We start from the raw sequence: 13,097 nt of genomic DNA, 5'->3' as shown, positions 1-13,097 counted from the left end.
TTACTCCAAGCCCATCAGCTCGTCGGTCTGGGGGTTGCCATCGCGGTCGATGTTGCCTAAGTTGTAGCGACGGTGCGGCTCGTAGGCGGCTTCTGTGCGCAGCACGGGCTTGAACACCTTCGCGTGCCCGTCGCACCACAGCACGACCCCCATCTGATTGTGCCGCCCGTGGAAGGTGGGGTTATTGTAGGAGGGCGGTTCGAGGAAGCCCGTGCCTTCGAATACAGGCGCACCTGCGCCCCAAGTGCGCCACTGCGCCACATCCGCCAGCCACGCGGTCTCGACAGGGCTGTTAATCTGCGCCAGCGCAACCGCGATCGGCGTGTAGTTCGGGGGGCGCATCGGGCTAAGATAGACATAGTTGTAGCCGTAGCCCAAAAGCCCGTACTGGTAGGCGCGGCTCTCGCGGAACGACGGGCACGCCTGAATCTCCGTGTTGCGCATGTACGGATACAGGAAACTGCGCTGCGTGTCCAGCCGCTGGTTCTGGCGGTCGACATAGCCCCACCAGTAGTGCGACCAGTCGTCGTAGGCAATCGGGAACAGCCGCTCGTCGTAGTCTTGGGCGTACATCAAGCCTGCAGTTCCGATTTGGCGCAAGTTGCTCAAACACGCGGTCTGACGCGCTTTCTCGCGCGCTTGGGCAAACACGGGGAACAAGATCGCCGCCAGAATGGCGATGATCGCTATCACGACCAACAGCTCAATCAGTGTGAAGCCGCGTGCGCGGCTCGCGTACCGTGTCTGTTGCATCATTTCATCCCTCCACATAAGCGTTGCGCTCTGTGGTCGGGACGAAGGCTTGCGCCGCAGTTGCTGCCAGCTGGACGCCTCCAGCCGCAGGCACATGCGTGCGCGCGCTCTTTCGCCCAACCCGCGAGGCGAAACGAGCGAGATACGGCTGAATCGGTCTTCGGGCTTCTGGATCATCCTACTAACGACGCCTTCCCAGCCGAAGCCAGTGGCAATATGTCGCGTTCGTCCCCAGTTACCGCTGCGCGTCAGCGTCGGATTTGCACCGACTTCCCGTGCATTCAGCCGCCGCGAACTCGTTTGCCGAAAGCGCAGGTATTATACCGACTCCGATGACGGTTCGCGAAGCCCTCGAGTGGGCGGGGGCGCAGTTGCAGGCGGTAGGGCTACCAGAGCCGCTGCGCGAGGCGCAGGCGTTGGTCGCAGCGTGCCTCGGCTGGGAGCGTGCGCAGCTAATAGCACATCCTGACGCGCTCCTTTCAGCGCGGCACGCGCGGCGACTGCATAGCTGGGTACGCCGCCGCGCAGCGCGTGAGCCGCTGGCGTACATCACGCGCCGCGTGTGGTTTTACGGGCTGGAACTTATGGTCGGGCGCGGCGCACTTATCCCACGCCCCGAAACGGAGTTGCTGGTGGAGGTGTTTTTGGGATGGGCGGCTAATCTACCCCCCTCCTTAAGGTTCCCCCCGCTTCGCGAGGGGAACCAGCCCGACTCGGTTCCCCCTGCAAGCAGGGGGAACCTCAAGGAGGGGGTCGCTTGCTCACCAATCCTCGTAGATGCAGGCGCAGGCACGGGCACAATCGCGCTTGCCTGCCTGATGCACGCGCCGCACTGGCTGGGCATCGGCATTGAGCGTAGCCGCCGCGCGCTCCGCTGGGCGCAGGCGAATCGGCGGAGACTGGGGCTGGAATCGCGCCTGCTGCTAATCCAAAGCGACTGGCTGCATGGACTGCGCGCAGGCTCTGTGGACGCGGTGCTGAGCAACCCGCCCTATGTGCTGCCCGACGAGTGGGACGCGCTGCAGCCCGAAATCACGCGCTACGAGCCGAAGAGCGCACTGCTGACGCCTGCCGATGACCCGTTGCGCCCCTACCGCCGCATTGCGCGGGGCGCGCGGTGTGCGTTGCGCGCGGGCGGTCTCCTTGCATTCGAAACCAGCCCGCGCCTGGCTCCCCTGTTAGCCGAACGGCTGCCCGCGTGGGGCTTTCGGCAGCCACGAATCGTCTGCGACTACGCGGGGATAATGCGCGTCGTGTGGGCGATTCGTGAGTAGGCGCGGTTCAGCGGCTTTCGCAAGTGTGGCGGTACGCCTTGCGCTTGATTCGAGCCAGCGCGTTGTCCACCGCTTTCGGCGAGCATCCGATTCGCGCTGCAATCTCTCGGTAGGTAAGGTGCTGCCGATACAAGGCGACCACTTGCGCTTCCAGCGGGCTGAGGCGCGTCGCCAGGAACTCGCGCCGCCGTTGCGCTGTCTCCCGCTCACTCAGCTGCTCATACAGGTTCTGGCGCGGGTCAGGCACCTGCTCCAGCCACGAGCGTCCATCCCCCTCTTCCGAAAGGCTCACGATTGGCGCTGCCCATCGCTGCGCACGCTTTAGCTCCGACAGAATCTGTCGACGAATGCACACCCGCGCGAACGCCGCAAACCCCGCCTTACGCTGGGGGTCAAAACACTGCACCGCGCGCCACAGACCAATCAAAGCGACCTGATACACATCTTCGGGATCACAACTGGGCATATAGAACCGCCCTGCGAGGTTCTGCGCCAGCGGGCGGAACAGCGCCAGCACCTGCTCCGCCGCGCGCTCGTCCCCTTGCTGCGCCCGCAGCACCAAGTCATCTGTCGATAGATATTCACAGTGCGCTTCCATCGTGCGCTCACCCACCCTATTATAGCCCACTTTTTCACCAACGAGGGCGTGAAGGGGAAAAGCATAGGTTATTCCACCCGAATCCCCTTCACACACCAGCAGATCGCACAGTATTGGGCGTTTTCGTCGCTCGATTCGACGCGAATTGGGGTATATTATAGGCAAGCGCAATTTCAGCGAGTAGTTGCCGACGAAAGGACATTTCCGGCTCGTCCCGCCACGCACAGAGTAACCCTCTTGAAATTTTTCCGAAGGAGGTCAGTCATGATTCCTGTAGGTTTATTCACGATACGGCAGGCGGATCACGCCGATTTGGATCGGATTGAGGAACTGGACCAGTTGTTTGGCAACGCGGCGCTGACGCGCGAGTATTTTGAAGCGTGGTTGCGCCATCACTCAGAGGGCTTCCTGGTCGCCGAGTATGACGGGCGCGTGTACGGCTACAGCATGGTCATCTACCTGCATGCGCGTCAGATTCGCGAGAACTGGTATCACGACACGGGCGGTGGCACTTGCAGCACGCACACGCCGCTGGGCGAGTATCTCTATGCGGTCAGTGTTGCTTCGAAGAAGCAGGAGGCAGCGCGCGCGCTGTTTATCGCCAATCGGCGGCTCTTTATCCGCTCCCATGTGTATCAGACGGTTATCTTCGGCAGGTTGCCGCGATTCCGCAAGTGGGTCGAGGCACAGGGTTATACTCCCGAGGCGCTGGATCGTGCCACCAAGCGTCGCCTGCTCGATGTCTATGTGAACACCTTGCACGATCCTTATCAGGTGTTCTACGAGGGACTGAGTTTTATGCCCGAATACGGCGTCGTGGACTACTTAGAGGGCGACGACGAGTCGCTGAACTGCGCGTTGAAGCTGGTGTGGCGCAATCCGTACTACAAGCCGCTGACCGTGGATCGTGCGGTCGCCGAAGTCGCCACGCCTACGCCTGCAAGTAGGTAATGACCAGTAAAAAAACCCACACCATACACGGCAGGAACAAAACAAGCTCTCGGCGAATCTAAAAGACACTATGAGACGACATGGCTTTACCCTGATTGAGTTGCTGGTCGTGATTGCGATTATCGCGATTCTCGCGGCGATTCTGTTCCCTGTGTTTGCGCAGGCGCGCGAGAAGGCGCGGCAGACCCAGTGTACCAACAACATGAAGCAAATCGGGCTCGCCGTCATGCAATACATTCAGGACTACGACGAGCGGTTCCCGATGAGCCTCTACGAGACCATTGAGAACAACCAGCGCTGTCTCTTTACCGTGTACCATGCCATTTACGCCTACAAGAAGAACATCGACATCGTGATATGCCCCTCCGATCGGCAGGCATTTGATGTCGTACAGGCGTTTGGTCAGCTTGGCAGACCGGTCTGCCCGCTTCCGAACTTCCGCTACGCGGGGTATATTTTCAACTGGTGTGTGTTCGAGAACGGAAATGTGCCGGGCGTGCTGACTCCCAACCCGGTGGTGTCCCAAGCGCAGATCGAGTATGTTGTGGAGACCTCGATGCTGTATGACGGCACGCTGGGACCACCACCGACGATTCAGTCGTACCTGCAGGCGCGCCACAACGGGCTGGGTGTTGCGAACTTCGCGGACGGGCATGCGCGCACGGTTAAGGGGCGCGCGCGCGAGGGCGCAAACAGTACCGCGCCGACTTGGGACGGTAAGCAGGTGCGTATCTTCGATGTCGGCGAGGTAGGACCCTATCAAGGTCAGATTAACTTGTGGGGTGTCGCCGCGCGCCGAGCGAACGGCACGCCCTGCCGTAACTGTCCGAACCGCAATAACCCCGGCAACTGCAACTAATCGCGCCGTAAGCCCCGCCGATGGCGGGGCTTTTGTTTTCCACAAGCACGGCAGGAAACTTCCCCTGATAGCCGAAAATTGTCGTCGTCGATGCAGACACTGCACACGAGGTGAGACAGGCTATGGATCGCAATTTGGGTATGGATTTTGTACGCGCGACTGAGGCGGCGGCGCTCAGTGCGGGGCGTTGGGTTGGCAAAGGCGATCGGCACGCGGTCGATCAATCGGCTTGCGAGGCGATGCGCCGCACGCTCGGCGACATCGACATGAAGGGCGTTGTGGTCATCGGCGAGGGCGAACGCGACGAGGCGCCAATGCTCTACATCGGCGAGGAACTCGGCACGGGCAACGGTTACGCTGTGCAAATCGCGGTTGACCCCGTGGAGGGCACGAACCTCGTCGCGACGGGGCAGCCCGGCGCCATCAGCGTCGTCGCCGCCGCGATAGAAGGCGAGGGGAAACTGTTGCGCGCCCCCGACATCTACATGGACAAACTCGTCGTCGGTCCCTCCGCTAAAGGCGCGGTGGACATCACCCTCCCCCCACGCATGAACCTCAAGGTCATCGCCAAGAGCCTCGGCAAGGAGGTACAAGACCTGACCGTCGGGATGTTGGATCGCCCGCGCCATGAGCAACTGATTCGCGAGATACGGCAGGCAGGGGCGCGCATCCGCTTGGTGTCCGACGGCGACCTCTCGCTTGCACTGGAGGCGTTAGACCCGCAGGGCGAAATCGATGTGCTGATGGGCATTGGTGGCGCGCCCGAAGGGGTACTCTCCGCCGCCGCCGCGCTGTGCATGGGCGGCGAGATTCAGGCGCGACTGGTGTTCCGCAACGAGCAGGAACGCGAACGCGCCAAGCAACTGCTCGGCACCGAGGATGTCGACCGCGTGCTGACGATGGAAGACCTCGCGTGGGGCAATGTGGTGTTCGCCGCGACGGGCATCACGGGGGGCAACCTGCTCGGCGGCGTGCGCTACACAGGCTGGGGCGCGATTACCCACTCGGTCGTGATGCGCTCGCGCAGCGGCACCATCCGCTGGCTGGAGACGCACCACCACTTCCACCATGACCCGCGCTACTGACGCGGTACACCCCCGCGTGGGGTAGAATGATTCGGCGTGCGCGCCCCCACGGCGCGTGGGCAGTGAGAGGCGGTGGCGTGATTACGACTGACTCGGTGGGCGACGCGCTCCAGCGTGTCGAGGCGCAGATCGGGCGCGTGATTATCGGGCAGCAGCGCGTCGTTGAGCAAGCGCTGTGCGCACTACTGGCGGACGGGCACATCCTCATCGAGGGTGTGCCAGGAATTGCCAAAACGCTGTTGGTGCGCGTGATTGCCCAGACGCTGGGGCTGCAGTTCCGCCGCGTGCAGTTCACGCCCGACCTGATGCCCTCCGACCTTATCGGCACGACCATCTTCGACGCCCAGTCGGGCGAGTTCCGCGTGCGCTACGGACCGATTTTCGCCAACATCGTGCTGGCAGACGAAGTGAACCGCACCCCACCGAAAACGCAATCCGCGCTGTTAGAGGCGATGGAGGAGCGCAAGGTCACCATCGATGGCGTCTCGCACGCGCTGCCGCGCCCCTTTATGGTGTTCGCCACGCAGAACCCCATCGAGTACGAGGGAACCTACCCGCTGCCCGAAGCGCAGTTAGACCGATTCTTGCTCAAGGTGGTGATGGACTACCCCGCTGAAGACGAGGAGCGCGCGATTTTGCGCCTGCACGATGCAGGCTTCCGCACACACCAATTGGAACAGGTTGGGTTGGAGCCTGTGATGGGCGCGGAGGAGTTGGAGCGGCTACGCGCCGTCGTGCGCTCGATCCAGGTCACTGACGAGGTGCGCGACTACATTTTGCAGATTGTGCGCCGCACGCGCCAGAACGAGTACCTGCTGGTGGGCGCCAGTCCGCGCGCGGGCGTCGCGCTGCTGCTGGTCAGCAAAGCGTTAGCGGCGATGCGCGGGCGCACCTTCGTCACGCCCGACGATGTGAAACAGATGGCGACGCCCGTGCTGCGCCACCGCCTGATTCTCAAGCCCGAAGCGGAAGTGGAAGGGCTGAACGCCGATCGCATCCTGTCGAGCATTTTGGAGGCGACGCCTGTCCCGCGATGAGTAGCCTGCTGTTGGAACGCCCGCCCCACCTGCGCGACGCGCCCGACGATTCGGGCGACGGGCGCGAGCGGGCGCCCGTGCTCCTTGTGGTGCGCCCCAGCAGCAGCGGCATGCTACGCCATGTGCAAGGTCTTATCAAGTACCTCCCTGAATTCGGCTACGCGCCCACGCTCACAGGACCCGACTTCATCCGCGACCGCGCGGGCATCCTCGCCGATTCGCGCGCGGTGAGCATCTTGCGCAGCCACGCGGAGGAGTTTCCGTTCGTCCACTGCCACGGCGTGCGGGCAGGCTGGATATGCGCGTGGGCGTTCCGCGACCAGTACCCATGGCTGTGGACGGTTCACCACCTGCTATTAAGCAAAAGCGCACTGGTGCGCGCCCTGTGGCGCTGGATTGCCAAGTTCCCGCGTGTGATTACCGCCGTCTCGGAGCAGGTGAAGGCAGGGCTGGCGCGCGGCGGCGTGCCCGCCGAACGCATCGAGGTGGTTCCTGGCGGCATCGACCTGGAGCGTTTCGAAAAAATCCCCCGACGCGAGGTGATGCGCGAGCAGTTTTTCGTGCCTGCAGAGCGCCCGATTTTGCTGTGCGTCGGGCGGTTCGTGCGCCACAAGGGGTTCGATGTCGCCATTCAGGCGATGGAGCGCATCTGGGAGTGCCTGCCCGACGCCGACTTGTGGTTGGCAGGCGACGGACCCGAAAACACGCGCTTGGTGAAGCTTGCCGTGCGGTGCCGTCGTCCACACCATGTGCGCTTTTTCGGCTATTGGAGCGCGGTCGAGGAGTTGTACGCCGCCGCCGATGTGCTGCTCGCGCCTGCCCGCGACGCAGGGCTGGGGCTATCCACGATGGAGGCAATCGCTTGCGGGCTGCCTGTCGTGGCGACCGACATCCCCGCGATGCGCCGCTTGGTCGAACACGAGCGCACGGGACTATTGGTTCCACCTGAAGACCCCGCCGCGCTGGCAAGCGCCGCGCTCCAATTGCTCAAAGACCGCGCTCTCGCGCAGCGACTGGCGCACAATGCGTTCCAAACCGCCGCGCGGTTCCACATTCGGCACACTGTAGAGCAGACCACGCCCCTCTATCGCAGGCTCCTGTATCGATAACGCTCGGCTACAGCGCACGCTGCGCAATCGTGTTCCCATCGCAACTGAGCAACACCTGCTCGTCGTCGATTACGGTCTCCAAATGCACGGGGCGTCCCCACAGGCGCACCAGATAGCGCATGCAGCGCGTCGTGCGTTGCATATCGAGCGGCTTGCCGTCGTAATGGTGCTTCAGGTACAACTCGCCGCGATGCTCCCAGTCGCCGTCTTCGACCGTAATCACGGGCGCGCCGAAGTTGGTCATGTTGTCTACCAGCGTGTTGCGCACCACGCGCCAGTCGGTCTCGTCTACCACCCACACCAGCTCGCCGTTATGCTCTTCTACGCGGTAGGTGTAGAGGTCTAACTCGCGCACCAGTTTCTCCGTGAGGTACTTATGCAGGAAGGTCTGGTCGCACTCCAGCGTGCGCACCTCAAAGAGTTTCTGCATTCCCTGTCCGACGGGGCGCTCGATTCGGGTGCCCAGCCAGTCGGTCTCTTCCTCGTCGGGGTCAACTTCGCCGTTCCAGCGCCGCTCGATGTCGCGCAGCACTTTGTAGCCGACATAGTAGGGGTTCAGGCTCATGCGCGAGCCGGGCTGAATCACTGCCGAGTGCATCCTGCGGAACTGCACATGCTCGTCGGGGGTGAGGGGTAGGTCTTCGAGGATGCGCTCGTGCCAGAACGAGTTGTGGTGAACCATCCCGTTGGCGACATAGCGATGCGCGTCGGCGACCGTGATATCGTATACATCGGCGCGCCCATGCTCGATTGTGACTACGGGGTCAAACGGCTCCTGCCGACAGAACCAGCGGCGATTTTCGAGATACCGCTGGAGGGCTTCCGACTTCCGTTTGAGACCGAAGCCGACCTTCTCGGCGAAAACGCGCGCGGACGCGCCGCGAATCGCCAGTTGGTAAACACCCTGCTGGGGCGGACTGATGGACGAGAGCACGCCGAAGTTAAGCAGGACTGTTTGCACGGTGCGTATTAGCGACTCCGACGCGCTGGAGAGAATCACGCCCGAATTGCCAGCATAAGCGTCGGCGTCGAAGTAGCCGCGTAGGAACGCCGCGACCACCTCGCGCGGCGATTGCAGCACAATTGGCGGTACAACCTTCTGACGCGCCTTGCGTTCGGGCGACAGTCCAATCGCAATAAACAGTTCCCGAAGGGTGCGCGAGTGGACAGCAATTCGCCAACGCGCGCTGTTGTTCTGCAGGTCATACTTTACGCGCGGGTTGCAGCCCCAGCCGCGCAGAAGACTTGTCAATCGCTCCACGATTTCGGCGTCGCCTGTAGTGAAGCCAACCCCCGACTTCGTGAAGTTTCCGTCGCCAACGAAGTAGCCAAGCAGGTAGGCAAACTCTTCGTCAAGATGTTCAGGGAGATTGAGGGCATCGGCGAGGGTTGCGGAACGGCTGCGTGCGGTTGGCAGCGGCTGATATGACTCTGACCATATCTCTGTACCCACGGCTAACGCAACCTCATCGCCTATGGCAATATCTTGCAGATACACCCAGCGACCGTCACGCAGCAGCACACGATGCTGGTGCGCTCCCTCAATCGTGAAACCGCGCTTCGTCGTGATGCGTATCGTGGGCGTGTCAGGCTGGCAGTGATAATCCAGCACAGCGCAGGACGCCGACGGCTCGCCGACGGCGACCGACACAGGCGACTGACGCTCGGCGTGCAGGGTATCGAAGCGTACAATCCCGCGCGAGGTAATCAATAAAGAGTCGCCTGTCGCACACGCCCAGCCCTCGTTGATAATCTTCGTCTTAATCTGCGGTAAAAAGTAAAGCATCTCCTCGCGAATCATACTGATAATGTCGCGTTGCCAATCTTCCAGTATGCGCGAGTGGTCGCGAATAAACAGCAACAGGTCTTTCTGCGGCTCTTCGGGGATTTTGCGCTTCTTGGGTTCGGGCTTTGGTTTAGGCTGCGCCATGTAGAAGAGGTCTTCGAAGGTGTCGCCGGTGGGCTGGGCGTCTTGCGATTCTTGTTTGCGTGGGGGCGCGCCGTAGGTCGGCAACACAGGGTCGATATGCTCTTCAACCGACAGCACAGCGTCCAGAAACTGTTCCACGACTAATGGTCCGTGAACCATCTCGTAGTGGCGGATGCGCTCGGCGTGCAGGCGGGCGCGCTCAATCATCTTGCGGTCGGTATGCTCGAAGTAGATGTTGTTCTTGAAAAAGTCCGAGTGCCCGTACACATGGGCGATTACCAATTTGTGCGCCACCATGTCGTTCACATCGAGCAGGAACGCTTGGGAGGGATCGCAGTTGAAGACCAGCTCGTAGATTCGGCTGATGCCGTATTCGTACATGGTCTTTTGCACATGGTAGTCGCGCCCGAAGGTCCAGTGCGAGAAGCGTGCGGGCAGCGCGTAGGCGCCCAGCTCGTAAATCACATGCGCGGGCACGACTTCGAAATGCACAGGAAACGGGTCTAAGCCCAGTTCCAGTGCCTTCTCGTAAATCATCTCGATCCAGCGTTCCAGTTCGGCGCGTTCCGCCTGCGTCATAGGCATCCCCACTCATGGATATTAACGCAGATAATTGTCGGCAGGTTCCTGCGGTTTCGTGAGGCGTTAAGAAAACTTCGCCAAGCCTGATGCAGGCTTGGCGAAGGTAAGAGGAATAGATGCGTATTTAGCAGCCTATGTCTTCCGAGTCGGTCACGCCCGTGCCTGGCACGCCGTGCAGGTCGTTGTACGGACCGTTGGGACCGCTGGGCGTGCTCTGGACAGCTTGCAATCCCGCTTCGGTGGCGATTAAGCCCTCGTTCGGCAGCTCGCGCCAGTTGTAGTAGTATCCACCTGCCCCGACGCGCGTCGGTTGTCCGTTATACGCTGTGGCGGGCGTGGGGAACTGGGTGTTGGGCGCGATGTTTTTGATGCCGTTCCAGCGGTACCACTTGGCGTGCCCATCGACGAAGTTAATCACCACGCCCTCTTTGTGGCGCGCGAACGCCAAGAAGTTGAAGTATTCCAGCGGCGCCTGATTCTTTAGGTAGCCGTCGAACAGCATGATGGTGTTGACGGGCGCGTCCACAGCTGCCAGCTTGGTGACTGGGGTACGCTTTTGCACGACGGGGCAGAAGTTCTCGCCGAACAGCCCGAGATTGGGGATGTAGCCGACATAGCGGAAGGTCGCCAGTGCAGGGAAGGGCGAGCCCGCCGCCTGCACGCGCTGCGGCCAGTCAATCCCAGGTCGGTAGCTGGGGCAGACGAAGATGTCCACATTCTTGATGTAGGGCGCCAGCACATCGTAGACCGCCACCAGCACGCGCTGCCCTTGCGGGTTGGTTCCAAAGTACGCGCTCATGGGGAAGGTCTCATCGTAGTCCTGCACATACATCTGCACGCTGGTAGCGATTTGCCTCTGGTTGTTGGTACACTGGGTCTGGCGCGCACTCTCGCGTGCCTGCGCAAACACGGGGAACAGGATTGCTGCCAAGATCGCGATGATTGCAATCACGACCAGCAGCTCGATCAGCGTAAAGCCCTTGCGATTCATGGTTCTGCACATACCTCCTATAGTGATGTTCTCCCTACTCTGCCTGCCCCAAAACGCAGGCTTCTAAATCAGACGAAGGCAGTCCCGCTGGCGCGGGGCTGCCCTCCTGGGAGTTGCCCAATTATACCCCAAATGCCATTTTGTCAAGGGGCTTCGGGCAAAACTGGCAATTTAGCGTGCATCAGAGGATTTCCGACGCCGTGATAATGCTTTGGGCGATCTCTTTCATGGTTTTGTTTTGGTTGCGTGCCATAAAGTGGATGCGTCGGAACGCCTCCGATTCGCTTAAGCCCAGCCGATCCATTAGGATTCCCTTGGCGCGTTCGATAAGTTTGCGCGTCTCGAGCGCTTCTTGCAGTTCGCGCACCTCTTTGTCTTTGGTTTGCATTTCTCGGAAGCGGGTCAAGGCGACATTGATGGCGGGCGCCAGTTCCTGCTTGCGGAACGGTTTGAGCAAGTAGGCATACGCGCCTGCGGCGGTCGCTTGATTGACCAGCTCCTCTTCGGCATAGGCAGTGAGGAACACGATAGCGCATGGGTGTTGCGACACGATTTGCCGCGCCGCCTCGATGCCGTCCATCAGCGGCATCCGAATGTCCATGATAATCACATCAGGTTGCGTTTGGAGCGCGACGCGGACGGCATCCTCCCCTGTTTCTGCCTCCCCGACGACCTCGTAGCCCAGTTGTTCCAGCTGGGTACGCACCATTAGTCGGGTCAGTTCCTCGTCCTCTGCAACCATCACTCGGATTGTGGATTTGTGCGTTTCCATAGTTCCCTCCGTCTCTCGCTTAGCTTCGCTTCGCTCGGGTCGCCATATAGCGGCGTGCCATCTCCAGCTTCCCTGCGGTGGTATAACAAGGGCTGTCGGGCGTGAGGGGGAGTTGTACCCCGTCGCCCGTGAAAGCGGACTGGTAGATAGCAGTAATCAGCTCAAGCGTGCGTCGCCCTTCGGAGGCGGGCACGCGCGGCTCGCGTTTTTCCAACACGCTATACACAAAGTCGTGAATCTCGGCGGTGTGTCCAGGCAGCTCCCGTTCGGGGATGGAGCGGCACGCTTCGCCGATTTGCAGGTGGCGCTCCTCGTGGCGCGAGTGGGGGCGGAACGGGAACATCTGCAGCGAGCCGTGCGCGCCCAGAATCAGCAAGCGGCTGGAGTCGGCTTCCAGCTCCGCACAAGTGGAAGCGCAGAAGCTCGCCTTGAGACCATCCCAGTAGAGCGTCGCGATGCACCAATCCTCCACTTCGATTTGGTGGGTGATGGTGTCGATCTCGGCGTAGACGCGCTGGGGCATGCCCAGCAGGTAAATCATGAGGTCGAGGTGGTGGACGGCTTGATTGATGACCGCGCCGCCGCCTTCGGTCGCCCATTTGCCGCGCCAAGTGTTCTCGTAATACATCGGGCGTCGCCACCAGAGGCAGCTCGCCTCTGCATAGAAGGGCTTGCCGATAAGCCCGCGCTCAAGAATCAGTCGAGCGCGCTGCACATCGCTCTCAAAGCGCAGTTGGAACACCACGCTTAGGTAGCGCTTGGCTTTCTGCGCCGCGCGAATCATCGCGTCGGCTTCCTCCAAACTGATTGCCAGCGGTTTTTCGACCAATACATGTTTGCCTGCCTGCAACGCCGCGATAGCAACGGGCGCATGGAGATGGTGTGGCAGGCAGAGGCTCACGACTTGGATGTCGTCCCGTTTGAGCAGCTCGTCGTCCTCGCTGCTCCAGATGGGGATCTCGTAGCGGCGTGCGAAGGCACGGGCGCGGTCTTCGTCGATATCCACCACGCCTACTAAATGCGCCTTTGCGCCCAACATCTGGTAGGCTTTCGCGTGCGCCGCCGCGATCCCGCCTGCCCCAATAATCCCGACGCCGACAGTCTCCATGCACTTGCTCCTGGTCAAGTCCAGCCCTCTGGGACGCGAACCATGCTA

At 61.3% G+C, this 13,097-nt stretch carries 12 protein-coding genes and 1 riboswitch; of the genes, 6 read left to right on the top strand and 6 right to left on the bottom strand.

Annotated elements, in window-relative coordinates:
• Entirely contained in the window at positions 1-756 is a 756-nt protein-coding gene (locus NW848_RS13240) for a type II secretion system protein (protein WP_414511214.1), read from the bottom strand.
• Between the two features lie 151 nt (positions 757-907).
• Positions 908-1,030: riboswitch (cobalamin riboswitch) on the bottom strand.
• Between the two features lie 55 nt (positions 1,031-1,085).
• On the opposite strand from NW848_RS13240, the gene prmC reads away from it, so the two are divergent.
• On the top strand, positions 1,086-2,027 hold the full coding sequence (gene prmC, locus NW848_RS13235; protein ID WP_414511213.1) for a peptide chain release factor N(5)-glutamine methyltransferase: 942 nt from the start codon (positions 1,086-1,088) through the stop codon (positions 2,025-2,027).
• 7 nt (positions 2,028-2,034) lie between these two features.
• Here the strand turns inward: prmC and NW848_RS13230 are convergent, their stop codons facing one another.
• On the bottom strand, positions 2,035-2,625 hold the full coding sequence (locus tag NW848_RS13230) for a sigma-70 family RNA polymerase sigma factor (RefSeq protein ID WP_414511212.1): 591 nt from the start codon (positions 2,623-2,625) through the stop codon (positions 2,035-2,037).
• 384 nt (positions 2,626-3,009) lie between these two features.
• Here NW848_RS13230 and NW848_RS13225 point away from each other — a divergent pair, with 384 nt between their 5' ends.
• From NW848_RS13225 to NW848_RS13205, 5 genes are all read left to right on the top strand, one after another.
• Positions 3,010-3,576, top strand: coding sequence for a hypothetical protein (locus NW848_RS13225; protein ID WP_414511211.1), 567 nt, complete (start codon positions 3,010-3,012; stop codon positions 3,574-3,576).
• Positions 3,577-3,646: 70 nt separating this feature from the next.
• The gene (locus tag NW848_RS13220) at positions 3,647-4,435 is read left to right on the top strand and encodes a DUF1559 domain-containing protein (RefSeq protein ID WP_414511210.1); all 789 of its coding nucleotides are present in this window, start codon (positions 3,647-3,649) and stop codon (positions 4,433-4,435) included.
• 122 nt (positions 4,436-4,557) lie between these two features.
• The gene (glpX, locus tag NW848_RS13215; RefSeq protein ID WP_414511209.1) at positions 4,558-5,520 is read left to right on the top strand and encodes a class II fructose-bisphosphatase; all 963 of its coding nucleotides are present in this window, start codon (positions 4,558-4,560) and stop codon (positions 5,518-5,520) included.
• A gap of 26 nt (positions 5,521-5,546) precedes the next feature.
• Positions 5,547-6,557 carry an AAA family ATPase gene (locus NW848_RS13210; RefSeq protein WP_414511208.1) on the top strand — a complete coding sequence of 337 codons (1,011 nt, stop codon included), beginning with the start codon at positions 5,547-5,549 and terminating at the stop codon, positions 6,555-6,557.
• Complete coding sequence (locus tag NW848_RS13205; RefSeq protein ID WP_414511207.1) at positions 6,554-7,666, top strand: glycosyltransferase family 4 protein; 1,113 nt, start codon at positions 6,554-6,556, stop codon at positions 7,664-7,666. The genes NW848_RS13210 and NW848_RS13205 overlap by 4 nt, the downstream gene beginning before the upstream one ends.
• Before the next feature lie 7 nt (positions 7,667-7,673).
• Here NW848_RS13205 and NW848_RS13200 read toward each other — a convergent pair whose 3' ends face one another.
• The 4 genes from NW848_RS13200 to NW848_RS13185 all read right to left on the bottom strand — a co-directional run bounded on the left by NW848_RS13200 (position 7,674) and on the right by NW848_RS13185 (position 13,049).
• The gene (locus NW848_RS13200) at positions 7,674-10,181 is read right to left on the bottom strand and encodes a SpoVR family protein (RefSeq protein ID WP_414511206.1); all 2,508 of its coding nucleotides are present in this window, start codon (positions 10,179-10,181) and stop codon (positions 7,674-7,676) included.
• 121 nt (positions 10,182-10,302) lie between these two features.
• A complete protein-coding gene (locus NW848_RS13195; protein ID WP_414511205.1) occupies positions 10,303-11,169 on the bottom strand; it encodes a DUF1559 domain-containing protein in 867 nt (288 codons plus the stop codon).
• Positions 11,170-11,350: 181 nt separating this feature from the next.
• A complete protein-coding gene (locus NW848_RS13190; protein ID WP_414511338.1) occupies positions 11,351-11,911 on the bottom strand; it encodes an ANTAR domain-containing response regulator in 561 nt (186 codons plus the stop codon).
• A 49-nt stretch (positions 11,912-11,960) separates the two neighbouring features.
• Positions 11,961-13,049 carry a Gfo/Idh/MocA family protein gene (locus NW848_RS13185; protein ID WP_414511204.1) on the bottom strand — a complete coding sequence of 363 codons (1,089 nt, stop codon included), beginning with the start codon at positions 13,047-13,049 and terminating at the stop codon, positions 11,961-11,963.
• Positions 13,050-13,097 lie beyond the last annotated feature (48 nt).

It is taken from the genome of Synechococcus sp. RC10A2 (assembly GCF_047502605.1).
The sequence above is the reverse complement of the archived record's forward strand: the minus strand, read 5'-3'. Positions and strand labels throughout refer to the sequence as shown.